This is a genomic window from Phyllobacterium sp. SYP-B3895, from assembly GCF_009647635.1.
In the GTDB taxonomy this organism is placed as follows: domain Bacteria; phylum Pseudomonadota; class Alphaproteobacteria; order Rhizobiales; family Rhizobiaceae; genus Phyllobacterium; species Phyllobacterium pellucidum.
In genome coordinates, this window is the sequence record NZ_WJIG01000002.1 from 1,187,506 (window position 1) to 1,211,198 (window position 23,693).

Annotated in this window: 25 protein-coding genes and 2 tRNA genes; 11 read left to right on the forward strand and 16 right to left on the reverse strand. The window is 57.2% G+C overall.

What is annotated here, in order from left to right:
* Nucleotides 1-16: 16 nt before the first annotated feature.
* Together GF108_RS12235 and GF108_RS12240 are read right to left on the reverse strand one after the other, a co-directional pair.
* Nucleotides 17-2,041, reverse strand: a complete 2,025-nt coding sequence (locus GF108_RS12235) for a hypothetical protein (protein ID WP_153668137.1) — start codon at nt 2,039-2,041, stop codon at nt 17-19.
* A gap of 98 nt (nt 2,042-2,139) precedes the next feature.
* Nucleotides 2,140-3,036, reverse strand: a complete 897-nt coding sequence (locus GF108_RS12240) for a hypothetical protein (protein WP_153668138.1) — start codon at nt 3,034-3,036, stop codon at nt 2,140-2,142.
* 670 nt (nt 3,037-3,706) lie between these two features.
* On the opposite strand from GF108_RS12240, the gene GF108_RS12245 reads away from it, so the two are divergent.
* The 3 genes from GF108_RS12245 to GF108_RS12255 all read left to right on the forward strand — a co-directional run bounded on the left by GF108_RS12245 (nt 3,707) and on the right by GF108_RS12255 (nt 5,921).
* Nucleotides 3,707-4,519, forward strand: a complete 813-nt coding sequence (locus GF108_RS12245; protein WP_153668139.1) for a response regulator transcription factor — start codon at nt 3,707-3,709, stop codon at nt 4,517-4,519.
* A 20-nt stretch (nt 4,520-4,539) separates the two neighbouring features.
* Entirely contained in the window at nt 4,540-5,022 is a 483-nt protein-coding gene (locus tag GF108_RS12250; protein ID WP_027230299.1) for a hypothetical protein, read from the forward strand.
* A gap of 665 nt (nt 5,023-5,687) precedes the next feature.
* Complete coding sequence (locus GF108_RS12255) at nt 5,688-5,921, forward strand: hypothetical protein (protein ID WP_153668140.1); 234 nt, start codon at nt 5,688-5,690, stop codon at nt 5,919-5,921.
* Between the two features lie 441 nt (nt 5,922-6,362).
* Here GF108_RS12255 and GF108_RS12260 read toward each other — a convergent pair whose 3' ends face one another.
* The 5 genes from GF108_RS12260 to GF108_RS12280 form a co-directional block, all read right to left on the reverse strand.
* On the reverse strand, nt 6,363-7,100 hold the full coding sequence (locus GF108_RS12260; protein WP_153668141.1) for a TfuA-like protein: 738 nt from the start codon (nt 7,098-7,100) through the stop codon (nt 6,363-6,365).
* 8 nt (nt 7,101-7,108) lie between these two features.
* Nucleotides 7,109-8,359: a YcaO-like family protein gene (locus tag GF108_RS12265; protein ID WP_172982620.1), complete on the reverse strand. Its 1,251-nt coding sequence runs from the start codon at nt 8,357-8,359 to the stop codon at nt 7,109-7,111.
* Between the two features lie 62 nt (nt 8,360-8,421).
* Entirely contained in the window at nt 8,422-8,871 is a 450-nt protein-coding gene (locus GF108_RS12270; RefSeq protein ID WP_153668143.1) for a hypothetical protein, read from the reverse strand.
* A gap of 121 nt (nt 8,872-8,992) precedes the next feature.
* On the reverse strand, nt 8,993-9,256 hold the full coding sequence (locus GF108_RS12275; protein ID WP_153668144.1) for a hypothetical protein: 264 nt from the start codon (nt 9,254-9,256) through the stop codon (nt 8,993-8,995).
* 36 nt (nt 9,257-9,292) lie between these two features.
* Nucleotides 9,293-11,317: a BTAD domain-containing putative transcriptional regulator gene (locus tag GF108_RS12280; protein WP_153668145.1), complete on the reverse strand. Its 2,025-nt coding sequence runs from the start codon at nt 11,315-11,317 to the stop codon at nt 9,293-9,295.
* 553 nt (nt 11,318-11,870) lie between these two features.
* Here GF108_RS12280 and GF108_RS12285 point away from each other — a divergent pair.
* On the forward strand, nt 11,871-12,911 hold the full coding sequence (locus tag GF108_RS12285) for a glycosyltransferase family 2 protein (RefSeq protein ID WP_153668146.1): 1,041 nt from the start codon (nt 11,871-11,873) through the stop codon (nt 12,909-12,911).
* A 99-nt stretch (nt 12,912-13,010) separates the two neighbouring features.
* Here the strand turns inward: GF108_RS12285 and GF108_RS12290 are convergent.
* Nucleotides 13,011-13,086 (reverse strand) — tRNA-Phe (locus GF108_RS12290).
* Between the two features lie 193 nt (nt 13,087-13,279).
* Between GF108_RS12290 and GF108_RS12295 the strand changes: the two genes are divergently transcribed.
* Together GF108_RS12295 and GF108_RS12300 are read left to right on the forward strand one after the other, a co-directional pair.
* Nucleotides 13,280-13,558 (forward strand): hypothetical protein, encoded by a 279-nt coding sequence (locus GF108_RS12295; RefSeq protein WP_153668147.1) that lies wholly within the window; start codon nt 13,280-13,282, stop codon nt 13,556-13,558.
* Nucleotides 13,537-14,364 carry a Gfo/Idh/MocA family protein gene (locus GF108_RS12300; protein ID WP_246663946.1) on the forward strand — a complete coding sequence of 276 codons (828 nt, stop codon included), beginning with the start codon at nt 13,537-13,539 and terminating at the stop codon, nt 14,362-14,364. The genes GF108_RS12295 and GF108_RS12300 overlap by 22 nt, the downstream gene beginning before the upstream one ends.
* Here GF108_RS12300 and yacG read toward each other — a convergent pair whose 3' ends face one another.
* From yacG to murA, 8 genes are all read right to left on the reverse strand, one after another.
* Nucleotides 14,365-14,568, reverse strand: a complete 204-nt coding sequence (gene yacG, locus GF108_RS12305) for a DNA gyrase inhibitor YacG (RefSeq protein ID WP_091950815.1) — start codon at nt 14,566-14,568, stop codon at nt 14,365-14,367. It abuts the gene before it with no gap.
* A gap of 14 nt (nt 14,569-14,582) precedes the next feature.
* Nucleotides 14,583-15,209, reverse strand: a complete 627-nt coding sequence (locus GF108_RS12310; RefSeq protein ID WP_027230308.1) for a Maf-like protein — start codon at nt 15,207-15,209, stop codon at nt 14,583-14,585.
* 33 nt (nt 15,210-15,242) lie between these two features.
* Entirely contained in the window at nt 15,243-15,461 is a 219-nt protein-coding gene (gene infA / locus GF108_RS12315) for a translation initiation factor IF-1 (protein ID WP_008122731.1), read from the reverse strand.
* Nucleotides 15,462-15,587: 126 nt separating this feature from the next.
* Nucleotides 15,588-16,010, reverse strand: a complete 423-nt coding sequence (locus GF108_RS12320; protein ID WP_051614812.1) for a low molecular weight phosphatase family protein — start codon at nt 16,008-16,010, stop codon at nt 15,588-15,590.
* 62 nt (nt 16,011-16,072) lie between these two features.
* Nucleotides 16,073-16,558, reverse strand: coding sequence for a UPF0262 family protein (locus tag GF108_RS12325; RefSeq protein ID WP_153668149.1), 486 nt, complete (start codon nt 16,556-16,558; stop codon nt 16,073-16,075).
* Between the two features lie 7 nt (nt 16,559-16,565).
* Entirely contained in the window at nt 16,566-17,858 is a 1,293-nt protein-coding gene (gene hisD / locus GF108_RS12330) for a histidinol dehydrogenase (protein WP_370462144.1), read from the reverse strand.
* 20 nt (nt 17,859-17,878) lie between these two features.
* Entirely contained in the window at nt 17,879-18,316 is a 438-nt protein-coding gene (locus GF108_RS12335) for a DUF2948 family protein (RefSeq protein WP_091919773.1), read from the reverse strand.
* A 151-nt stretch (nt 18,317-18,467) separates the two neighbouring features.
* Complete coding sequence (gene murA, locus GF108_RS12340; protein ID WP_027230313.1) at nt 18,468-19,757, reverse strand: UDP-N-acetylglucosamine 1-carboxyvinyltransferase; 1,290 nt, start codon at nt 19,755-19,757, stop codon at nt 18,468-18,470.
* A 98-nt stretch (nt 19,758-19,855) separates the two neighbouring features.
* Here murA and GF108_RS22715 point away from each other — a divergent pair, with 98 nt between their 5' ends.
* From GF108_RS22715 to GF108_RS12365, 5 genes are all read left to right on the forward strand, one after another.
* On the forward strand, nt 19,856-20,032 hold the full coding sequence (locus GF108_RS22715; RefSeq protein WP_153668151.1) for a hypothetical protein: 177 nt from the start codon (nt 19,856-19,858) through the stop codon (nt 20,030-20,032).
* Between the two features lie 192 nt (nt 20,033-20,224).
* Nucleotides 20,225-20,299: transfer RNA gene (locus tag GF108_RS12350), tRNA-Thr, on the forward strand.
* Between the two features lie 95 nt (nt 20,300-20,394).
* Entirely contained in the window at nt 20,395-21,990 is a 1,596-nt protein-coding gene (locus GF108_RS12355; protein WP_153668152.1) for a tyrosine-type recombinase/integrase, read from the forward strand.
* 99 nt (nt 21,991-22,089) lie between these two features.
* Nucleotides 22,090-23,406 (forward strand): phage portal protein, encoded by a 1,317-nt coding sequence (locus GF108_RS12360; RefSeq protein ID WP_153668153.1) that lies wholly within the window; start codon nt 22,090-22,092, stop codon nt 23,404-23,406.
* The gene (locus tag GF108_RS12365; RefSeq protein WP_153668154.1) at nt 23,403-23,570 is read left to right on the forward strand and encodes a hypothetical protein; all 168 of its coding nucleotides are present in this window, start codon (nt 23,403-23,405) and stop codon (nt 23,568-23,570) included. The genes GF108_RS12360 and GF108_RS12365 overlap by 4 nt, the downstream gene beginning before the upstream one ends.
* Nucleotides 23,571-23,693: the final 123 nt, after the last annotated feature.

Below are 23,693 nucleotides of genomic sequence, written 5' to 3' on the forward strand. Positions count from 1 at the left end.
GCACGTCTTCTTGTTCTTACGAGAGGACCGTCTGCATGACATCGACTGAGTGGCTGGTGTCGGGTACGTGAATGGATGTCGAATGGTCTGCCGGCGTCGAAGCGTCTGCGTCGTGATCGAGGAATGCTACGACCTCGTTGGCCAAAGGTTGTCCCTGACCGGGCCCTGTGCTTGGCGGCTGTGATCCAATGATTTCAGCCTGGATCAGAATGGCATCGGAATAGAGCGCACCGCCGACATAGGATAGCCCAGCGCCGTGGGTGTCGTGGTCGACGATGGCTGCGATATTCACCAATGCATTGGAACCCGTGCTGATGTCCCATTGGGTGTTCGATGTTGCGGCAAGAAGTGAATCCTCGTAATGCGCGACATAGTCGGAATCGCCGAGAATATTCACCTGCTCGACATAATTAAGATCGTAGACGCTGCCGGTGATATAGAGCGCGCGGAGCCCCTCGATGCCGTGAAAGTTCGGGTCGCTGCCAAAACCATCGGGCATTTTGTAGTTGCCGCTGGCAAGTCCAGTGAGTGCTTCCTGATAATGTTGCGGTATCCCCGCAACCCAGTTGGTCGCGTCTCCGCTCTGGATACTGGCGGCATTCCACAAGAGATTGTCACTGGTTGAAAGCTTGCCGTTATAGGCGCCGGCTGCGCCGCCTGTGGTCAGGGTGTCGTTGTCAAAGAGTATATTCGTCTGGAAGATGAAATTGCCGTCGTAATAGTGTCCACCGATCATGACGAGATCGTAGGTGTTGCACAGTTCGGCGAAGGTTGCAGTGTTCATCGACATGTTCGCGCCGGTGGTGATCGTCGTATAGGAACCGGTCGCGTTGAGCACATGCATGTCGTTGTCGGAGATGAAGCTGTACTGGGAGATCCAGTTCATCTGCAGGAGATCGCCATTGATGACGGTGATCTGCCAGTTCTGCGGAAGGTGCGTCGTATCGCCGGACGATGCGGGGGTTCCGCCAGTACTATCCGCCTGATGCACGAAGTTGGCGATGTTCATGGCGTTGGTGGAAGGCTGGCACAGGGATTGCTGTCCTGCGAAACCGTTCTCGAACGTATCGCTGTCGCTATAGGCATTGGTCTGCACGATCGCATCGATGCGATAATGATTGCCGGCCACCGCGAAATGCCCGCTGATCGCATCAAGGCTCGTGAGGACGACCTGGTTGACCATGAGGTTCGCGCCGGCCTGAACGGTCACCGAACCCGCAAGGTCCGAACCATCGGTCAATATGGATTGGCTCGACACGATGGTGGGTTGTGCCGCGTCATGGTCCGTCGCCTTGATGAAATCCGGCAGCGATTGGCTGATGCCCGGCGCGCTCGTCACCTGCTCGCCATTGACAAACAGGCCGTCGATGGCCGGTCCGGTGATGACCGTGACACCCGGTGTCGCCGCAAGCGGTCCTGTCGCTGCCACATGGATGAAACCAAGCTGATCGTTGAAGAACTGCGCGACCTCGGCGCCGTTGCCAGGAACGGCGGCTGATGTGAAGGATTCGGAGACCGCGAATGCCTGCGACGACAGGTGCGCGAAGCCAGCATCGTCAGTGAAGTCGAGATTCACCGGCATCTTGTTGCCCATAATGACAACGTCGTTGTCCTGCATGTGGTTGGTCTGCTTCAAGACCATCGATGTCTCGGAGGCACCGGACCCGAAATATGGTCCCTCTTCCACAACCCCATGCGCGACATCTGAACCCGATCCGTGCGGATGCGTTGGCGTGTGCGGCAGTCGGTGCATGCCGATTTCGATTTCGTCGAGATTGACTTCGACCCACGGCATCGATGGCAAGCCGACCGGCGACCATGGCACCGGCGTGTAATCAATATGCGCGTCTGAAAACGCCGGCGGCAATTGCGGCGTCACATGTGTATCGATCGCTAGAATGTCCTTGAAATGCGGATCGGCTTCGGGGGTGATCTTGAATTCGCGGTATTCCAGCCGTGCTCTCGCGGCTTCGATGGATGTGTGGAAATAACCTACGAAATGGGCAATTGACTCTGAAATCTGATCACTGAAACCCAGCATTGCAGTCCCCGCCACATTCACGGCATCTGCCTTTGGACAAAGAGGTCTGCGCAAATTTCGCGCAGACCAATGTCAGGCAGTTTGCCTGCGTGTTACCGTTACTCGCTGTCACCACTGATGGTGGTATGCGTGTAGGTTCCATTGATAACGGTAGCGTCGAATGCGTTTTGCTGCAGGTTAGCGCCTAGAACGATATCCTGCGTGAACGCTGTTGATGTCAGATTGGCTGCGGCACTTGCCGCACTGGAGCCAGCCACATCGTCGCCGGCATGTGCGCCGCCGCCGTGATTGCCGAACCAGCTGTCCCAACCGTTAGCACCACTTCCGATACCATCGCCCGCTGTAGCAGCGCCCCCGGTTGCATCCAGCGTTACACTGCCCGAGTTGTCTTGGCTGACATGAGAGAGCTGATCGTTGTCGACGAGATCGGCCACCTGATTAATGGCGAATCCGGTGTTTGTTCCCGCACCGTTAAACGCGCCATTGAAGATGTCCGAAAAGTGAACGTCGTTGCCTGGATCGAAGTTGATACTGCCCGAGTCGGTTATGAACATGTTGTCGAAGTTGGTGTGGCTCAGATCGAGATCTGCGAAGTCGTTGTCGGTTGGCAGATATCCATCCAGGTTCACACCGACATCTACATGCACGGCCGTATCCGACGTGTTGGTGTTGGTATTTGCGTTGTGGTTGTCACTTTCATTGAGGTTGGCATTAAGATTGCCATTGGCATTCAGATTGCCATTGCCATTGAGGTTACCATTGCCGTTCAGGTTACCGTTGCCATTCCAGTTCGAATTGTCCGAACTTGAATGTTGATCCTGGCTTTGGCTTTGCCCCTGTCCCTGTCCTTGCCCTTGAGCCTCCAGTTGCCCCTGGGCTTGCCCCTGCAACTGTAAGGCCAGCGCGGCGGCCACAGCGGACGCATCGGCATCTGCAGTCGCTGACGGATCGCCGCCTGGGTGGAAATTGTAGGTGTTGTTCTTACTGTTACTCATAAAAAGCCCTCCGATGTTTTGTTTTCGGAGCTAGCAAGAACCTCTATGCATTTCCAACGAGGTTTTTATGCGAGCTCGCATTGGTCTTTTATTTTAACAGACGTCGGTTATTATGATAACAAACCAGCGTGTTTCTGGATTGCTATTGCCAATGGTATAGATTTTGTTTTTTACACGAGAGTTTTTACTTGCGTTTTCCCCACACACAAACGTCGCGCAAGCCTTGTAAGGTTAGCCCCAAAGCCACGCAAGGTTAAGCTACCAATTCTGTTTAGGGGTGGGATTACCACTTCACACAACCTAAGGTGCTGGCCGGCTCATCAAAAAGTGCAATCTTTTCAGCATCGTCGCGGAGCAGCTTTTTAGAGGTGGAGCGAGCCATGGATTAGGGCGTCCGGCGGGTCTTAGTCCCTATTGTCGAGGTGGCCCTTTGCGCACTAGTTCCGCCTTCCGGCGCCCATCCTGCTAGGCACAACAAACTATTGAGTTTTCGGCGGTCACGGCCGTGTCACGCACGATTTATTAATCCTTCCTTAATCAACAGGGATAGTTGAGGCGCAGGGAGCAGAACGACACTAAATAAACGAACTCACCCGAATAAAAAAACAATAAGAGCAAACAAATCCGGAGGGAAAATACTTCCCTCACTAAAAGGGCGTAGGGGCTTATTATGAGCGCAACAATATCGCATACCAGGTCGGACCATGTACATCATGGGGCGAAGAATGAAGACGGCTCTAAATTCAGAAACGGCATCTTTATCTATGCCGAAGCTGGAGTGGTTTTCCAGGGATTGGTTCAATCACTGGAACGCACCTTCCCTGATCTGAAGATCCGCCTTTCGAGCAAGCTCAACGAAACCGAAGAATTCGATGAGAACACAGGTCTCGTCCTTATTCATGCCGGCTTCGCCTTCGATCTCGCAGACAGCGTCGAACGTTGCAAGCATCGCTTTCCGCATGCTTCGATCACTTTGATGATCGATGAAAACAGCACCGGGATTCACGAATACAACACACTCTTCGACAGCAAGCAGGTCCAGGGATTGCTTCCCTTCAGCCTGAAGCTCGATATCTGGCTTGCAGTCGTATGGCTGCTGCTGAATGGCGGCGAATACTATCCGTCGACCATCGTTCGCTCGATGGAAAAGACGGCGCCTGCCAAGTCGCATGGTGCGAACGGCCAGGCGAAGAGCGCGGCCGGACCGATGAAGTCGCTGACCATTCGCGAACATCAGATCCTCGAACTGCTTTCCGAAGGACTGCAGAACAAGATCATCGCGGATCGGCTGGCCCTGTCGGAGCACACGGTGAAGGTGCACGTCCATAATCTCATCCGCAAGCTGCGCGTCCATAACCGGACCCAGGCTGCCGCGATCTATCGCGACAGTATCGATCAGGAGGAGGCCCGGCCCCCTTTTAGAGGGTATAGCGCACCACTCCAGCATCCGCAGAGCACATATGTGATGAGCCAGGCCGTCTGAGCTAATCCGAGGCAAGGCAAATGTCCCGCATCAATGACGTACTGATGCTGGTGGGCAAACTGAACTACACGTGGACGAACACCGAAAGCCTGTTCATCTACCTGATTGCCCACCTGCTGGACACCAATAAGGAAGCGGCGACCGTCATCTTCCTGACGTTGAACACCACGCGTGCCCGCATCGACCTGATCGAGCGGCTGGCGAAGATCAGTTCGACGCCGCCTGAAACCAAGGCGGCAGTGCTCGAGATCACCGGGCGTATGTCGCGCGAACAGCGGCTGCGGAACAAATACAACCATTGCATCTATTCGTTCGATGAAGCTGGCGTGCTGACATCGACGCAGTTGATGCGCATCGTCGACATGGACGACAACCTCAAATACGGCAAGGTCGAAGCCCTGGACGACCAGGAGCTTCAGCGCATCCAGGCAACGATCGACGCCATCATCGAAGTTAATCGGGATATATGGGCGTTCATCAAGCTCTACAGGATACCGGTATGAGGAGCCCCCCAGTTCCATCCATCGTGATTCTCGGTGCACCGGCCCATGTCGCCGACGCGGCAGGGAACCTCGTTTTGCATCATTTCTAGTAGTTATTGCTATGGCGTTTACGGCACCGTTAATCATTATTAATTATTGACGAAATATCAATATACTATACCCTATTCTTGGTACAATGATTGAGGAAATCGTGAAATATAAAGACTAACCGCTAATATTCAAATATAAATCCGAAAATTCTCCGATTTGTACACTAAACAACCAGAGACGCTTCTTTTTGTGGAAGAAGAAACGTCGAGCCGCTTAAATCTGCGGCTACGAATGAAGCAACGTTCTGCGTCGCCGTGGGGGAGGACGCAGGCAAGAATGAAAAGGGTCATTTTGGGGGGCCTGCAACGTGACACACATGCCAGAACCGCTGAACAAACAGCGGCGGAAAAAGACGACGATACGACGCCAGGATCAAGAAGAGACACGGCGCGCTATCGCTTCGATTGCCGGACTCGTTGACGGGTCCTTGGTGGTACTGACCGGAATTTACCCGGCCATGCGTGACAACGCGTTCAGTCGTTGCACTTCCCGTTCCGCGGCGAATGTCGACCGGGCCTAAAGCCCACCGAGTGAACAGAAAATGCAATTTCACGCAACATTATGCCAAGGGTATCATGAGTAACCGCCTGCAAAACTTCTGCCCATCCAAGACAGTGCATTCACGGATCGTCAATGCCTTGTGGATCGAATATGGCGGCACGCCATGGAACATGCCCGCCGACTGGGAGCCGGAACGCGCCTGGGCGCGCCAGCTCGACCTGACACTCATCCCGAACCTCGGACCTATGTCCGTGGCCATTCTCGTGCAATGGCTTGCAGCCGGCGATGAGGACGAACAGTCGAAATAGGGAAATCTTCCATCACGATGCTCAGCGCACAACATTTGCTGCGTTCACCTGGAGGCACGCGCATTTTCCCGCTGTCGGGATTGGAATGGAATCGAAGTGATTATGGTCTGGGACAGGGGTGCTACGCCGAAATTCTGACTGGCATACTATAGAATTCCGGCGTAGGTCCCCCACTGACTGCCCGCTTGCTCCCACACACGCTTGAATGCTTTTTTGTTTTGTTTTCATGCGTTAAACTTGCGACCACGGGTTGAGACTATGAATGCTCCCGTTACGCAAGCGTGACTCAAACCGCGTTTTTGCGACTAAAGTCGCAGATTCGGATAATTAATTGGGTCTAGGCGCAATTAGACCGAATTCATTCATGCGATATCGGCTTCCGGCGGTGTCGTCCCGAACACTTTGAGCTGCGCCAGTTATCATTTCAGGAGATAGAAATCTTCAGCCGCGAAGCTTGCGCCACTGCGTCGTCGCGTTGAAGCGCCATCCTGCAAATTCAGGAGAAACGTCTCCAGGAGCCGAAGGCTGGCCTTTCAAGAGGATGCCGAGCAGCGCTTCCGCATCCTCGCGCTTAATGTTGCGCATATGCGGCTTCAGCCGGTCAGCCGGATTTTCGATATCCGCAGCGACAGCGTCGAAGATGCGCCGCCAGCTGCGCTCCTTGAAGAACACTGCATCCGCCCTGGCGCGGATCAGCTCATGCTCGTCCGGACGAATGGAGCCAGCGGCGAGTGCGGCGTCGAGCGTGGCGTCGACGGTCACCATGGCTTCGCTGAAGGCAAGATAGCCGAATTCGGCAGGCGCATGCACCTGCGCGACCGCCGCATCGTCCTCGAGCCCGCCATGGGCGTAGCGCTCGAAAACATGACCAATGCCGATCATGCCGAAGGGGTGGCACTCGGCGGCCCGCAGCGCACCCATGCTCGCCGCGCCGTAAACCGTCGCGCCGGCCGAGAGGGCGTGCAGAATCTCCTTGTGCCAGACGGCCGCGACATCCTCGAAGCGTCCGTCAACGAGCGCAATGACGTCAAAGCCCTGATCGACCGCATGGGTAATGTCGCCGCATTTCGCCGGGCCGCGGCACGTCAGGCCATATTCAGGGAGAACCCTATCCTCGCCGCTTTTCAGCGGCACGAATTTGGTGCCGGACAGGCTCGGACCTGCAAAGAGAACCTGCATCGCCCCTCCTACTGCCGCAGCATGGCGTTGAGCGCACGCCCGCCGAAACGGTGCTTGCGCGTGCCGGCGGGACTTTCGAGCTCGTTCACGAGCACGCGGCACACCGACATGCCATAGGCTTCGCCGCCGAGCGGCACGGCGATGACGCTGCCGATGCCGCACCGAAGCAGCGGTTCGAGATAGGTTTCGAGGCTGGCGCGCGTATGCGGCTCCGGCTCCTCGAAACGCCAATGGCCCGAAGGCGTCGCATGTATGTAGACGGCAAGGTCGGGCGCGAGGCGCTGGTGATATTCCGACGGGTCGAAATCGTCGCGCGCGCCGGAAATATTGGTAATGCGGGTCTGCGCCGCCTCGGTGATGGCGCGCATGGCGGCAACGCGCGGCGACAAATGGCAGCCATACCCGGCGGCGAGGTCGAAATGCAGATAGGTTCCGTGCTGGGTGGCGGGGCTGATCGTCGCCATGAACACCGGCAGGCCGATATCGGATGTCGTGTTGAAGAGCCGCAGGACGAAATTTGCCGCCGCGATGCGCTCGGCCATCCAGTCGATGCCGGCATCGGCAAAAACCGCGGGATCCACACAGCGCGCATGAACGCCGGCATCGCGCTGGAAGCGCCACAGTTCGGTGGCGTCGCGTTCGACGCGCTCACAAAGCCCGTGAATCACCGCCTCGAGCAGGCAATTGCCGGAAGCAAGGCCGTCGGTCGACTGGCAATAGTGGAAGGACTGCCGCTCCGCCGTGAAATCGAGCGTCACCAGTTCGCGCGGCACGAAAACCGGCCTGTCCTTCAGAAGATCGTAGCCTTCGAGCCAATGATCGGTCTCGTCGGGGCCGGCCTCGTCCGCGCCGCGCATCAGCAGCATGCGCCCGTCAAAGACTTCGTGGCCAGCATCGCGCAAGGCGCGGCGGCTGGCGGCGAAGGAAGCCACCGGAATGTTTTCGGCTATGGCGATTTCGGCCGCTTCCATGACCGCCGAGGCGCGGGCGTGGGCCGCGGTAACGCCCTTGCCCTGGCTGACGGCGAGGGTGCGGCTGTTGGGCCGCACAGCCATCCACACGGGAATGCCGATGCGATCGAGGCCGGTGACCTCGGCCATGCGCACGATGCCGAGCGCAGAAAAATGCGGACGCAAACGATTTACCGTCGCATCCGCATCGATCAGGCGCGTGGAGGATGGTTCGCCGGCGCGGAAGGCGGTGCGAAGCCTTGCTTCGTCAGCCGCCAACCGATCGCGAACCCGGGCCAATGGTTTCATTGCAACTCCATCTGGCCGTACATTACGCATTCAACACAAATCAACTCCGAATGCCGTTCTCGTCAGTTCAACCCTGCATGATGTGTAGAGATCGATCGATCGGACGCATTGGAAAGGCCATCGAAGGAAAACGCACGATCAGACGCATCGCTGCGACCGTCGAACGAAAAAGCACGATCGGACGCGTCACTGCGGCCGTCGAACGAGAAAGAACGATCGGACGCATCGCTACGGCCGTCGAACGAAAAAGCACGATCGGACGCATCGCTACGGCCGTCGAATGAGAAAGAACGATCGGACGCGTCACTGCGGCCGTCGAACGAAAAAGCACGATCGGACGCATCGCTACGGCCGTCGCTTGCAGCAATGCGGTCGTTCAACAAGCCGCCTATTGAAGAAAGAAACTCCTGACCGGCCAATCCCAGCGAACCGATCAAATCACGATCAAGACACTCAGCAGTTCGGGTTTCCGTATTTACAAGCCAGAGCTTGTTGGAATCCACGTCGTCCACGATATAAAACTTTGCCATGCGAATAACCTTTCTATGAAGGAGAGCCCACATGGCAAAGGTATGACGATTCTGAAACAGATCAAGGAGAACTATTGATTGTTACAAAAATTCGGAACTATTTTTAGTCTATTGGCTCCACTGGATCTCCCGAGAACATCTGAGCCTCAATATCGGAACGACCACTGGTTGCAATTGCTATGTCGATGCCTTTTAGCGTCGCAATTCCAACTTTGCGTGCCTTACTCACAAACTGCATCAGGTCAGCGTTGGCGACACTCGATCTTGTGAGAGTGGTTTCCGTTAGCGGTTCTACACGCCGTTCGTCCACATCAACGAGCCACAAGTCATCGCTTCCAGTCTCGCCGATTATGAAATACTTCGCCATGCTGATGTCCTTCTGTTGCTGTTAGTTTGGAGGTGCTTATTGGAAGCCTGCTTGTCGCAGAGATGCTTCATATCGCTGGCGCTGTTCAGGTAACCTGACGCCTAATCCTTTGATCCAGTCATCAATTCTAAAATTGGGATTGTCCTCGAGCGCATACGCTCTGTATTCTTCTGCTTTCTCGCGCTCGCCAAGCATGGCCCAGCACGCCGCGATCAATCGAGCCGCCGCCCGCGGGTTTTTCATTTGCTGCAGCCATTCAAGAGCTTCAGAATGCCGTTCAAGATTGTGTAGAGCACCTCCACCTACCCAGTAGTAATAGTCGGGAGCCAGGGGGTTATGGGCCACGGCCTGCCGGATTTTCTCCAAGGCTTCTTCGAGTGCGCCATAGTGGGTAAGCGCATCCGCGTAGTCGGCAAGAAGGTCAGCGTGCTGGGGATTTATCGTTGATCCCTGGTCGAAATATTCCAGGCTCTCGTCGAACTTGCCGAGATACATGCTGATCGTGCCGAGTTCGCGCAAGGGGCGCTCGTCGTCAGGATCAGCAGGAGCCGCGCGCTTTGCAACCTTTTCGCCTTCGATAAGGATATCCTTGTCGCTTCGTGCCAGAACGAGCCACTCGCGTTGCATCGTGCGGGCAATGCCGCTCAGCGCCGGCACGAAATCCGCAGAGGCGGTCAGCGCGTTCTTGAACGACTGGCGCGCTTGGCGCAGCTTCGACAGATCGAGCTTTTCGAAATCGCGCTTGCCGACCAGATACCAGTAATAGGCGTTCGGATCCTGGATCAGGCGGTTGTAGCGGTCGAGTTCCGACTTCTCGATGACCGAGACGACCGAGAGGATGATACGGATCGAAAGCTGGCGATATTGCTGCTCGGGCAGGACATAATCGAACTTCTGCTTCTCGGCCCAGACGATTTCCTGTGTCGCCACATCGACAAGCTTGACCGAGAGGAAGCAGAAGCCATCGCGCCGGGTGATCTTGCTGTCGACCACATAGTTGACGCCGAACTGATCGTTCAGCCCACCGAAACTCTCGATCGGCGATTCGGTGACCACCCGCGCCGAGGTATAGGGCGCGAGCACGGAGATTGTGCGCAGGCGGCAAAGGCCGATGGTGATGTCGTCGACCAGCGAGGCGGCAAGCTGCTCCATGGGATCGGCGGCATTGTGGTGCATATAGAGCACCATCAGCCGCGGCAGCCCCACCTGCTTGTTCTGTTCGATCTGATGTTTGGCCTGCATTGCGCGCGGCGTCTGGATTTCCAGGCCATTGCCGTTGGAGGGCTGTGGCGCAAGCGGGAGGATCAGGCTGCGGGTCGTTGCGGGCGAAAGCTTGGGCAGGAGTTGCTGGTAAAGTTCGACGGTTTCTTCTTCGGGATCGACGTCGAGATCGTCGCGCAGGCGCTTGGTACATTCGCGGAAGGTGCGCTCCACCTTGGCGATGAGGCCGAGTTGCGAGGCGGTCTGCATCAGGGTGCGGTAGCCGACCTCCTGGTAGGGGTCGATCTCGATGAGCTTGCGCGCACATTGGCGCTTTTCATCGATGCTGACGCCGACAGGCTGGTTGACCATGCCGAGCAGCATCGTGATCATGTCGTCGCGCAGGCGCACGCGCTCGATGTCGAGCCACTCGTCGAAATCGGAATTCTGCGGCTCGTTGGGCGCAAGCAGATCGCCCTTGTAGAGCTCGCAAAGGGCAAGGACGGATTCGATATCGCCCCGGCGCGCATTGTTGATGTATTCGAGAAGGTCGATGCTCAACAACTCCGCCTTCACCTGCGACAGGTTAAGGTAGACGTAGGTTGCATCGCCCTGAATAAGATTCAGGCCGTACTGTTCCTGGAACTTGCGGATGCGGGCGAGACTTTGCCTCAGGTTCATCGAGGCATGGGCCTGATCAGTATCGGACCAGAGCACCTGCGAGAGCTTGCCGCGCGAGACGGAATGGCTGGCATTGACGAGAAGCAGATAGACGACGATGCGAAGGAAATTTGCGGGGACGCGCGGCACAGGCTGGCCGCCCAGACTAACAGTCGCCTCTCCAAAAACCGTCAGTTTCATTCTATGCTAAACCCCAGATTTTATTTGCTTTTCTGTATGCCGTTGCCCTGTTGCCGTAGTTGTTGCCATGCTTCTTATAAGCTAACTCTACTATAGCTTGAAGTAGTTCACTATAGGGTCTCTACGACAAAAGTCTAATAAATAGGAATTAAGGTTTCCCTGGTTTCAGCCCAATTTCTTTGATGAATTTCTCCTAACCGCCCTGATTTCCCAGCATGTTCGCCCCTAAAGGCCCCGTGTGGACTAAATCAGTGGCAGCGCGGCTCTACCCGACAATGGCGGGTTTATATGACAATAATACTGCAACCGCAAATATTGATTTGCCAAAGTGAAACCGGTTTCTTTCAACCGCAAGCTTTCATGCGATTGTAAAACTTTGCCAATCCAAGCGCTTGAGAACGAGCGAAAGCTTTACCGGATCCAGCAGTTAGCTTTCGGGCTCTTTCGTGCGCAAAGGGAAACCCTGCAACTATCCAAAGGTTCCATCGATAAAGATTGCGCTTGCAATTTCTGGTTTTGCGTAGTTGAAGGCGGGACAGAGGATCGGACCAGCATGAGTTTCAAATACCCCGTCAAACGCACTGCCGATTGGCACAAGCAGGGGAGCGTGCCTGTCGTCCGGAAGCTGAAATCCTACTTTCGGCAGGCGAAATCCAAAATCGGGGGCCGCGACAACGACCCAAAGCTTGTGCGGCAATCCGGGCCGCACCATCCGCTCTTGGAACACGATATACCGGCGATCTGCGTCGTCAGGAACGCCAACAACTACATCCGTTCGTTCCTGCGCTATTACCGCTCGCTCGGCGTCACCCGCTTCATCATTATCGACGACCGCTCGGTGGATGGCACGACCGAGGCGCTTTCCAACCAGCCGGACGTCGATCTCTTCAGTTCGGAGTTCGAGTACAAGGATACCGATCGCGGCAAGGACTGGCGCGATGCCTTCTTCGACATATATGGCCGCAATCGCTGGTACCTGTCGCTCGACGCCGACGAATTTTTAGTCTTTCCGGGCTCGGAGAGTCGCTCGATCCGCGATTTTATCGGCGATCTTGAACGCGCCGGCATGTCGCGGGCGCATTGCCCGATGATCGACATCTATCCGCCCGGCGCGCTCAGCAGCGGCGCCTTCGTCGATGATGGCAGCAAATGGCCTTTCGAGGTCTCCTCCCACTTTGACGGCGATGGCTACACGGTCAAGCATGAGCGCTACGGCAGTGCGCTGCGTGGCGGCCCGCGGCAACGTCTGTTCGGGCGCGACATGCGCCTGTCGAAGTTTCCATTGCTGTGGGTCGATGACGCAACGCATTACCGCCTCGGAAGCATCCATGGACCGGCTCCGTCGATGCGAAATTTCACGCCGATCACGGGTGTCCTGCTGCACTACCGCTTTTCATCCGACTCCATCGACGAATTTCGCAAGATCGTCGAAGTTGGCGGCCATGCCGACGGCGGCGCCCATTACGGCGCCATTCTCGCCTCCCCGCATTTTTCTGAAGACTTCTCGCTCGCCTACCCCGGGTCCCTGCGCTTTGCCGGTTCCGAAGACCTCGTCGAACGCGGTTTCATGCTGGATTTGCGGGGCACCGCATAGTACTGGAGCAGCTGGTCATATGGTCATCGCTGGGAGACACTCTCGGTTTACGACGCGACATTGGCGTGGATGGGTTCGTAAATCGGTGCACAAGAGAAGTGGTGCCCAGACGCGGATTCGAACCACGGACACGCGGATTTTCAATCCGCTGCTCTACCAACTGAGCTATCTGGGCACTTCAGGGCTTTTTCCGTTGTCCGGCAAAGCTTGTGGACGGGGTTGGCTTTCCGTCAGAAGCGCGTGGGTTATAACACTAAAAATCATCCTGTCCAGCATCAACTCGCGAATTTTTTGCCGTTTTTCTGCCTCTTGCAAAGGGCATGCATTGATGCGTTTGTTGATGGCATCGGAGACGGGATTCGCAACATATGGTCGAGACGGGGGAGAAGTCCGCCAAGGCTGGGGCCTTTGGCTGGGGAATTATTGGCAGCGGGGAGAGCGCCCGGCGTTTCGCGTCCGATCTTTCGCTGCTTCCCGATGCGGCGCTCGTCGCCAATCACTCGAGAATGCTCTCCAGCGCTGAAAAATTCCGCGAGACTTTCGGCAGCGCATCCGCCTATGCCGACCTTGATTCGTCATCGCAGATCCCGCCATCGACGCCGTCTACATCGCAACACCGAGCTCGCTGCATCTCGCACAGGCGCTGAAGGCGCTGCGTTCGGGCAAGCCGGTGCTGATCGATAGGCCCCTCGCCCCTTCGCACACGGAAGCCGCCGTTATCCAGCGCGAAGCCACACGCGGCAATATCCTTGCCATGGAAGCATCCTCGGCGCGCTTCCTGCCCGCTGTGATTGCGGCCAAAAAGAAGGTCGATGCCGGTGAAATCGGTGCGGTACGGCGGATAACCGCCGAGCTGTCGGTATTGCACGCCTTTGACGCTGAAAGCCGGTTCTTCAACCGCTCGCTCGGCGGCGGCGCCGGGCTCACCTTCGGCACCGATTGCGTTTCGCTCGCCATGCATTTCCTGGGCCAGCCGCAGAAGGTCTCCGGCCTCTGGCACGCCGCGCCGAACGGCGTGGACATGCGCTGCGAGATTGTCCTGCACTATGATGAGGCGGAAGCCAGGCTATCCTCAGGCCTCGATGAGGAGGGCGCCAATCACTTCGTCATTGAAGGCGCCAAAGGCGCGATCCGGATCGACGCGCCGTTTACCGGCGCGCGCAGCGTGACCACCTTTCACGGCTTTGCGCTGACGCCGCCATTCGGGCCCCTGCCGGCAGCGCGCGGTCTCCTCGGCAACCTCCTCGCCCGCCTGCCCGTTCCCGGGCGGGTTATCGAAGATCACCCCTTCTCAGTCACAGGTCTGCAGTTTCTGACGATGGCGGTCATGGCGGCCATACGGGCCGGCGAGACGGGCGCGGAGCTCATGCCGCTTGCCGACAGCATCAATGCACTGCGCGCCGTCAACATCGTTCTGTCGCAGCCGGCAACACAGCGCATCATAAAGCTCTGATCAGTCCTCGCCGTCGCTGTCGTCGGCGCTTTCCACCGCCGGCAGCACATAGGCGCCGGTCAACCAGCGGTTGAGGTCGACATTGCGGCAGCGTGCCGAACAGAAGGGATAATGTTCGCGGTGCGACGGGCGCTTGCATTCGGGGCAAGGACGCGTCGGCCGAAGCGGCATGACCTTGGCTGTGCTCTTGTTTTCGTCAGTCACGGGATCCGATCCCCTCAATGACCCGAATTCTGCCAATTGGCATAGACGGGGTAGCCTTCGCCATGCAAGAGGCTCGCGGTCTCGTAGAGCGGCAGGCCGACCACATTGCTGTAGGATCCGACCAGCTTGACGACGAAACCTCCGGCGAGGCCCTGGATGGCGTAGCCGCCGGCCTTGCCGCGCCATTCTCCTGACGCAAGATAACTCTCCAGTTCCTCGCGCGAAAGACGCTTGAAGCGGACGCGCGTCTCGATGAGGTCCTGGCGCTGCTTGCCCTTCGGCGTGATCAGGCAAAGCCCGGTATAGACGCGGTGGGAGCGGCCCGAGAGAAGGCGAAGGCATGCGGTGGCGTCATCGAGGATTTCGGCCTTCGGCAGGACGCGCCGTCCTACGGCCACCACCGTATCGGCGGCGACGATATAGGCTTCACCGAACTCGGCATCGCCCTTCAACTCCTCGGCGATCCGCTCCGCCTTGATGCGGGACAGGCGGCGTGCCAGCGAGCGCGGGTGTTCGGCGCGCAGTGGCGTCTCGTCCACGTCGGCAGGCAGCAGGCGGTCAGGTTCGATGCCGATCTGGCCCAGCAGGGCAAGACGACGCGGCGAACCGGACGCAAGAACGAATTTTGGCTGATCGCTCATCAAGGCATTTCCTGCGGACGGGATCCGGGCCGATTACTTGAAGCGGTAGGTGATGCGACCCTTGGTCAGATCGTAGGGGGTCATTTCGACAAGGACCTTGTCGCCGGCGAGAACGCGGATGCGGTTCTTGCGCATGCGGCCTGCCGTGTGGGCGATGATTTCATGATCGTTTTCAAGCTTGACGCGAAACATCGCGTTGGGCAGCAATTCCGTCACGAGGCCGGGAAATTCTAGTACTTCTTCTTTCGCCATGCGTAGTTCTATCTCCGAAAGGGCAATTTGTGGTCGTGCTCGACCGCAATTTTGGGCGGAACCTATAGTATTGCGCGCCATTTGTGAACAACGGAGTTCAGCAAATGCGCGCAAGGGTTTGGCGGGTCAGTTCGCCGCCTTGAAACGTTCCTCGATGTGGCGTTTCAGGTTGTTGCGCACGTCGCGATAGGCATCGAGAATCTGGGTGCGGCGGCCGCGTACGAGCGTCGGATCGGGCGTCGGCCAATATTCCACATGCACTGACGTCGTCCGGGTCAACTCAAGTGCCATATGGTGCGCCTTGGGCGACAATGTAATGATGAGGTCAAAATAATGATCCTCGAGTTCCTCGAAGGTCCGCGGCTGGACAGCAATGCGCTTGAGGCCGATCTCCGCCAGCACTTCATCGACGAAATGATCGGGCTCGCCCTTCTCGACGCCTGCGGAGGCCACATAGACGGAAGAGGGCAGAAGGCTGCGCGCAAGCGCCTCGGCCATGGGCGAGCGGATTGAATTCTGGCCACAGATGAACAGCACCGCGCCCGGCATCGCGGATTTGACGGGCCCTTCTTCGTCCGGCAACTGGTCCGGACCGACGGGCGTCGGTTCGCCTATCCCCGCCAATGCAGCACACAAACCAGGGTGAAGATGCGGCGGGCGGTGTCAAAATCCACCTCGATCTTGCCGCTGAGGCGATCCATCAGCGTCTGCGAGCCCTCATTGTGCAGGCCGCGTCGCCCCATGTCGATCGCTTCAATCTTGCTCGGGCTGGCCGAACGGATGGCCTCGTAATAGCTTTCGCAGATCATGAAGTAGTCCTTGACCACCTTGCGGAGCGGCGTCAGTGACAGGATGTGCGTTACGACATCGTCGCCGTTCTCGCGCGCGATTGCGAAGATCAGCCGCGATTCGACCAGCGACAACTTGAGACGGTAGGGCCCGGGGCCATCGTCGTTTACGGGACGAAAACTGTTCTCCTCGATCAAATCGAAGATCGCGACGGCACGCTCGTGCTCGACATCCGGTGTCGAACGGCCGATCGTCTCGTCCAGTTCCACATCGATCAGCCGTGCATCGGTATCGCCCGTTGCTGTCATTGTCGTCCTAAAGGTTCAACCGGATCGCTACCGATCTGCCATGCGCATCAAGCCCTTCCGCGCGCGCAAGCTCGATTGCGGCCGGGCCCAGTGCGCGCAACTGATCGGCGCCAAGCTTCAGGATGGAGGTTCGCTTCATATAGTCAAGCACTGAAAGACCGGACGAAAAGCGTGCCGACCGCGCTGTTGGCAACACATGGTTGGAGCCCCCGACATAATCGCCGATGACTTCGGGCGTATGACGGCCGACGAAGATCGCGCCGGCATTGCGCACGCCTGCGAGCAATTTTTCCGGCTCGGCCGTGGCAATCTCAAGGTGTTCGGCGGCGATCCGGTTGACGAGGGGGAGCGACGCCTCGAGATCGTCTACCAGAATCACCGCGCCAAAATCGCGCCAGCTCGCGCTCGCGGTCTCCCGGCGCGGCAGGGCAAGGAGTTGCCGCTCGACTGCTGCAGTGACAGCTTCGCCGAACGCGGCGTCATCGGTGATGAGGATCGACTGGGCGGCGCTGTCATGTTCGGCCTGGGCCAAAAGGTCAGCTGCGATCCATTCCGGATAATTCTCCTTGTCAGCAAGGATCAGCACCTCCGATGGACCAGCAATCATATCGATGCCGACCGTGCCGAAGACACGGCGCTTGGCCGCGGCCACATAGGCGTTGCCCGGACCGACAATCTTGACCACAGGCGTGATCGTCTCGGTGCCATAGGCGAGCGCTGCAATCGCCTGCGCACCGCCGACGCGATATATTTCCGAAACGCCCGCAAGCCGGGCGGCAACAAGGACGAGCGGATTGAGCTTGCCGTCCGGGGACGGCACAACCATGACGACGCGCTCGACGCCGGCGACCTTGGCCGGAACGGCATTCATCAACACCGAGCTCGGGTAGCTCGCGGTGCCGCCTGGAACATAGAGCCCAACCGATTCGACAGCGGTCCAGCGCGAGCCGAGTTCGACTCCGAGCTCATCCGTGTAGCGATCGTCCTTGGGCAGCTGGCGCGCGTGGTGGGAGTGAATACGGTCGCGGGCGAGCGTCAACGCTTCCACCGTCACTGCCGGCGCCGAGGCAACCGCGGCATCGATCTCGGCCGGCGAAATTGCAATACCATGCGCTGCGAGATCGATGCGGTCGAAACGCCGGGAATATTCGATCAGCGCCGCGTCACCCTCGGCGCGCACGCGCTGAATGATATCGGCAGCCGCGCGGTCCACATCTTCCGAAACCTCGCGCTTGGTGGCAAGGAAGGCAGAAAACGCCGCCTCGAAATCCGGTTGCGATTGCTTGAGGACAATGGCCACGTCAATTGCTCCTTTGCCGGTCAGGCATCATGGTCGGGCTTGAACGGGGTCTCCCAGGCGCCGCCAAGGTCGGTGAGTTGCGCCTCGATGGCCTCGACTTCGACCCGCAAGGCCTTGCCGGCGGCAAAGGTCAGCTCGACCTCGCCCGAGGGCGCGTCGCCGACGATAAAGCGGATCGCCAGCAGCGACAGGATGTCATCCTTGTACTTACGATCGATCCCCGTGGCCTTGACGCTCATGACGCGATCGAAAAGGACGGCCGTCCGGCGACGCTCGAAGCTGCGATGGCGCTTGCCATCGGCGGCGAGTTCCCAGACAAAGCGATTGACGGCGAGAACGAGCTTTTTCTCGGCGGCAAGGTAATCGATATCGCTCACCTTGAGCACGGAATCCTGCAGATGCGCGGAAAGAATTTGCAGATCTTCCTCATCGAGCGCGATGAGTTTCAAAGTGTCCATGTCTACCCTATGCACAGCTACCAGAGGCACGGCACCGTCCCGGCGCCGCACACCCTTTCCTGTTAGAGGAAAGTGCGGACAAATGGAATTACAGACTTGGCAAAATCCGGAGCGAGTTCCGATCGAGACCCTGCGCCACCGACCGCGAAGCCTAGTCGCTGATGCGCTGAACCTCGGCGCCGCAGCGTGTGAGCTTCTCCTCGAGCCGCTCGAAGCCGCGATCGAGGTGATAGACGCGGTTGACGACCGTTTCGCCCTCGGCGGCAAGGCCAGCGATGACCAGCGACACGGAGGCGCGCAAGTCGGTCGCCATGACGGGTGCGCCCTTCAGCCGGTCGACACCCTCGATCTTGGCCGTCTGGCCTGACAGGGAGATCCTGGCACCGAGGCGCGCCAGCTCCTGAACGTGCATGAAGCGGTTTTCGAAGATCGTCTCGGTAATGTGCGACGTTCCCTTCGCCTTGGTCATCAAGCCCATGAACTGCGCCTGCAGATCGGTGGGGAAACCTGGGAACGGCTGCGTCGTCACATCGACGGGCATGATGCCGTGGCCGTTGCGAACGACGCGCAGGCCGGAATTGGTCTCGGAGATTTCTGCACCTGCCTGGCCAAGCGTCGTCAGGGCCGCCTGCAGGAGGTTCGCGTCAGCACCCTCAAGGATGACGTCGCCGCCGGTCATGGCAACGGCCATTGCATAGGTGCCGGTCTCGATGCGATCGGGGATGACGCGGACGCGCGCGCCCGAAAGACTGGTGACACCCTCGATGGTGATCGTCGCCGTACCGGCGCCACTGACCTTGGCGCCCATCGCATTGAGGCAGTCCGCAAGATTGACGACTTCTGGCTCTTGCGCGGCATTTTCAATGATCGTGTCGCCCTTGGCGAGCGTCGCCGCCATCATCAGGACGTGGGTCGCGCCGACGGAAACCTTCGGGAAGGCAAAGCGCGCGCCGACGAGGCCGCCTTTCGCAGTCGCCTTCACGTAACCGTTCTCGATTTCGATGTTGGCGCCGAGCGCCCGCAGGCCATCGATGAAAAGATCGACCGGACGCGTGCCGATGGCACATCCACCCGGCAGCGACACGGTGGCGGTGCCCATGCGGGCGAGCAGCGGGCCGATCACCCAGAAGCTGGCACGCATTTTCGAGACGAGTTCATAGGGAGCCGTCGTGTCGACGATATGGCGGGCGCTGAAATGAATGGTGCGGGAATAGGCGCCGTCCTGGCGCTCGCGCCGTCCATTGACGGAATAGTCGACGCCATGATTGCCGAGGATGCGGATCAGCTGTTCGACGTCGGCGAGATGCGGGACATTTTCGAGCGTCAGCGTGTCATCGGTCAACAGCGAGGCGATCATCAGCGGCAGGGCCGCATTCTTGGCGCCGGAAATCGGAATGACGCCGTTGAGCTTGTTACCGCCAACAATCTTGATGCGATCCATATCTATCACTTTCGCGGGAAAGTCCCCGTCCTAACGTTTGAGCCCCATGCGGAGCCGGTTGCTGTAAACCATCCCACGGAATGGTTCAAGAAAGGCTTATGACCGGTTTCCGGTCAATCATGGTCCCCTTTGGAGGAACCGGCAGGTTTTTCCGCGGCCGCGACAATGCCCTCGTCCCGGTCGTCGGCGGCGCCGGCCCGACGCGAACGCGCCTGTTGCTTGCGCCGTGCAAGATTGGCGCGAAGCTCATCCGAGCGCCGCTTCTCGCGATTTAATTGTTCGCGATTCGGGTTTTTCGACGACGAATTCATGTCCTGTCCCACATATCCCGGACGAATAAGGTGCTAATTTATCCACAAGCTGCCATGGCTTAGGCACCTTATGAATAATCGGGCGCAAAAAGATTGCGATTGCTTGCTTGCGATTTCACCAATGATATGGCAGAAGTCCGCCGCGTTCGCAAATCGGCTGCGGTAGCTCAGTGGTAGAGCACTCCATTGGTAATGGAGAGGTCGAGAGTTCAATCCTCTCTCGCAGCACCATCCCATCCCCTTGAAAACAAAAAACATATTGATTTTCCAAGGGCTTTGGTCATTCTTCCGTTACAAACAATGTTACAAAGCGGAAGCCAAAATCAATGAGCGGCAAGGTCCGGCACCTTCTTAATCGCGACGGTAGATATTACGCTCGGCTCGTGATCCCAGACAATTTGCGTCAATTTCTCGACGGAAAGACCGAACTACGCACGCCTCTAGGCCCCGACAGACGAACTGCACTTGCAAAATTACCGAGTGCAGTTGCGGCATTGCAGCACAAGATTGCGGTTGCCGATCGGCGTTCCGGAAAGCCTGTTGAGCTTGGACGTTATCCTTTGTCCGATGCTCAAATCGCCTTGCGTCATTATAATGAGCGCTTGGCGTTTGACGAAGAGTCGAGAAACGCCGGACATCAATGGGCTAACGTTGGCGTTGATGACATCACCATCTCGCTGCTTAGGGATGGAATCGCGGGAAATCTTCGGGACGACGAATTGGAAACATTAGTCGGAAGCAGGATCGAACGTTACCGCCGACTCGGGAACACGACCGTTGAGAAGGGAACGCTTGCTTGGCGGACGCTTGCCCGTGGTCTGTGCGTTGCCGAATTAGAAGCCACTGGAAGAGTAATCGAGCGCGATGAGGGTGATTATACCGGCAAGCCGGAACATCCCTTACTTGCCAATGCAAAGCCGATCGAAGACGAAAAACCGTCCGTTTCGATAAAGGGGCTTTTCAAGCTCTACATGCAGGAACTTAAAGCCAATGACAAAGGAATCGGCGCTGAAAAACGCTGGACCAGCGTCATAGACGATCTAGTTCGGTTCGCGCGCAGTGACGACGCGAACAAGCTGACAAAGAAAAAGCTCATTGAATGGAAGGATGCAAAGCTAGCTTCGTCGCTAGCGCCGCGAACGGTGAAGGATGTTTATCTTACAGCCATCAAAGCGGTGCTTAATTGGGCGGTATCAAATGACCACCTAGAATCCAATCCCGCACAGAATATCAAGATGCGGGTGGCGGCAAAGGCGTTGAACCGATCGAAGGGCTTCACAAATGAGGAAGCGAAGGGAATTCTAAAACTCTCGCTCGACTACGTCGCACCTCATTCTGACAATCCACGCACACGTGAGCTTCGCGAAACAAGCGCCGCCAAAAAATGGGCACCTTTGCTTTGCGCCCTTACAGGCTCACGCATTGCCGAAATAACACAGCTTCGAAAGGAAGATTTTCGGCAGGAGAAGGGTATTCCGGTTATGCGGATCACGCCGGACGCCGGAAGCGTTAAGAGCCGGCAATATCGCGACGTGCCGTTGCACAAGCAGATTGTAGAACTTGGCTTCCTCGAATTTGTGAATGCGTCACAGGAAGGACCGCTTTTCTATCCCAAGACAAACCGCCGCCCAACCGCGCGACCCGCTCAAACGATAGCCGGTCGCGTTTCAGAATGGCTTCAAAATGCAGGGGTTATCCCTGAAGGCGTGTCCCCGAATCATGGATGGAGGCATTCGTTCAAGACTATTGGCCGGGAAGCAGAGATTGATACACGAATCCTGGACGCCATTCAGGGCCATGCTCCACGCACTGCCGGTGATGATTATGGAGATGTGACGATTGCCGCGAAGAAAAAGGCAATTGACCGTATTCCTTACTTCGAACTCCAAGATAAAAAGTCCCCTGACCAAGCGGAAAGCTGATAGTCGGTCCAAATATGTAGGTTTATTTTCATACTATATGTTGCTTAAATTCCTAGAAAATGGGACAATATTCTTACGTTATGAACGTAGGAATGTTTTGTGCCAGTATCGCGTATCAGTGAGTTCTTTGGTTTCAATTCGAAACCAGCCCCAATAGAGAAGAAAGAGTTTTCGCTTAACGATCCCAATGCATTTGGGATTTTTGGTGCTACGCCGACAATTGCCGGACCTTCGGTTAGCGCTGTTTCTGCTTTGAAGGTTCCGGCAGTCCTTCAGGCCGTTCGGCTTATTTCTGAAGCAGCTGGCTCGCTTCCCTGCAAGGTCTATCGCAATACTGATGACGGCAAGGAAGTTGCTAAGGATCATCCGGCCTATAAGCTCGTTCATCGATGGGCAAACGGCTGGACCTCTGCGAACCTCTTTCGCGTTCAATTGACCGCCGACGCCCTTTTGCATCATGGCGGCTTTGCCTTTGTGAACCGCGTTGATGGCAGGCCGTTTGAACTAAATCGGCTCGATCCCGCGCTCACTACCGTTAAGTTCGATGATGACACTGGCGAGCCAATTTTCGTCTCTGGAAAGGGCAAGGCTCAAAAGACCTATCACTACACAGACATTCTGCACATTCCGGCGTTTGGCGGCATTGCGCCGATCAGAAGCGCCCGCGAAGCTATTTCCCTTGCCATGGTGCTTGAGAAGCACGCCGCGCAATTGTTCGCTGGCGGCGCACGCCCGGCTTCAATGCTTTGGAATGAGAAGAACACACCGGCCAATGAGAACGGCAGCAAGACAATCGGCAACATGCTACGCGCATGGCGCAGCACGTTCGCCGCAGACAAACAAGGCGATCCCCTGATCCTTGACGGCGGTTGGCGTTATCAGCAGCTTGCCTTGAATTCGACCGATGCGCAGTTCGCAGAGATGCGGGTTGAACAAATCCGCGAGATTGCCCGCGCCTTCGGCATCCCACCGCACATGCTCTTCGAGCTTTCCCGCGCCACATGGTCAAACGCCGAACAGATGGGTTCGACCTTCCTTCAGCTTTGTCTCCGGCCTTGGTTGGATAAATGGCAAGACGCCTACAATCTCGTTCTCTTCGCCGACGACGAGCGTGACGAGCTTTTCTGCGAATTCGTCATTGATGATCTGTTGCGCGCCGATAGCGCGGCCCGCGCCGATACCCGCGAACACCCCAACCAGCTTATCGATAGCCTTGGAATCGCTAATTCGCTTCTGGACCATATTGAGGACGAGATGGACGGCGTGGAGGATGGTGAAGTCTTTTACAAAGGCGATGGCTTTGAGGAAGAGGAAGCGGATTTTCTGGACTCTGATACGTCCCCCGACACCGCCGTCGAATTTGTCGATCTTACACCAGAAGACGAGCATCGTATCCGCGAGGATGCAAAGGGATGACCGTATCAACAATTATTCGGAAGGCTATTGCAGATGCTCAAAAGCGACAGAAGTTGGACGATGAGCAATTGCTAGATGAGGTTCTTGCCGACCTTGATCGATGGTATCCTGATCCGAAGCCACGAATTCGGGTAAAGGCAATTGGTGTTTATCGACCAGGCTAGCCGATAGGATCGACGCGAAATTGAAAGACCGCCTCGGCGGTCTTCTTCGTTTCTAAGCTTCTAAGAGTGGTCGAAGCATTGGACGCCTCTACCGGCAGACAATGGCTCCGTAAAACGATATGA

Excerpts from the sequence above, each read along its gene's own strand:
- GF108_RS12365 (WP_153668154.1), top strand. The coding sequence starts at position 23,403 with ATGACCGTATCAACAATTATTCGGAAGGCTATTGCAGATGCTCAAAAG.
- murA (WP_027230313.1), bottom strand. The coding sequence starts at position 19,757 with ATGGATCGCATCAAGATTGTTGGCGGTAACAAGCTCAACGGCGTCATT.
- GF108_RS12355 (WP_153668152.1), top strand. The coding sequence starts at position 20,395 with ATGAGCGGCAAGGTCCGGCACCTTCTTAATCGCGACGGTAGATATTAC.
- GF108_RS12335 (WP_091919773.1), bottom strand. The coding sequence starts at position 18,316 with ATGGACACTTTGAAACTCATCGCGCTCGATGAGGAAGATCTGCAAATT.
- GF108_RS12260 (WP_153668141.1), bottom strand. The coding sequence starts at position 7,100 with ATGCAGGTTCTCTTTGCAGGTCCGAGCCTGTCCGGCACCAAATTCGTG.
- GF108_RS12235 (WP_153668137.1), bottom strand. The coding sequence starts at position 2,041 with ATGCTGGGTTTCAGTGATCAGATTTCAGAGTCAATTGCCCATTTCGTA.
- GF108_RS12285 (WP_153668146.1), top strand. The coding sequence starts at position 11,871 with ATGAGTTTCAAATACCCCGTCAAACGCACTGCCGATTGGCACAAGCAG.
- GF108_RS12245 (WP_153668139.1), top strand. The coding sequence starts at position 3,707 with ATGAGCGCAACAATATCGCATACCAGGTCGGACCATGTACATCATGGG.
- GF108_RS12250 (WP_027230299.1), top strand. The coding sequence starts at position 4,540 with ATGTCCCGCATCAATGACGTACTGATGCTGGTGGGCAAACTGAACTAC.
- GF108_RS12255 (WP_153668140.1), top strand. The coding sequence starts at position 5,688 with ATGAGTAACCGCCTGCAAAACTTCTGCCCATCCAAGACAGTGCATTCA.
- GF108_RS12295 (WP_153668147.1), top strand. The coding sequence starts at position 13,280 with ATGGTCGAGACGGGGGAGAAGTCCGCCAAGGCTGGGGCCTTTGGCTGG.
- GF108_RS12325 (WP_153668149.1), bottom strand. The coding sequence starts at position 16,558 with ATGACAGCAACGGGCGATACCGATGCACGGCTGATCGATGTGGAACTG.
- GF108_RS12320 (WP_051614812.1), bottom strand. The coding sequence starts at position 16,010 with ATGCCGGGCGCGGTGCTGTTCATCTGTGGCCAGAATTCAATCCGCTCG.
- GF108_RS12240 (WP_153668138.1), bottom strand. The coding sequence starts at position 3,036 with ATGAGTAACAGTAAGAACAACACCTACAATTTCCACCCAGGCGGCGAT.
- GF108_RS12310 (WP_027230308.1), bottom strand. The coding sequence starts at position 15,209 with ATGAGCGATCAGCCAAAATTCGTTCTTGCGTCCGGTTCGCCGCGTCGT.
- GF108_RS12280 (WP_153668145.1), bottom strand. The coding sequence starts at position 11,317 with ATGAAACTGACGGTTTTTGGAGAGGCGACTGTTAGTCTGGGCGGCCAG.
- infA (WP_008122731.1), bottom strand. The coding sequence starts at position 15,461 with ATGGCGAAAGAAGAAGTACTAGAATTTCCCGGCCTCGTGACGGAATTG.
- GF108_RS12275 (WP_153668144.1), bottom strand. The coding sequence starts at position 9,256 with ATGGCGAAGTATTTCATAATCGGCGAGACTGGAAGCGATGACTTGTGG.
- GF108_RS12265 (WP_172982620.1), bottom strand. The coding sequence starts at position 8,359 with ATGAAACCATTGGCCCGGGTTCGCGATCGGTTGGCGGCTGACGAAGCA.
- GF108_RS22715 (WP_153668151.1), top strand. The coding sequence starts at position 19,856 with ATGACCGGTTTCCGGTCAATCATGGTCCCCTTTGGAGGAACCGGCAGG.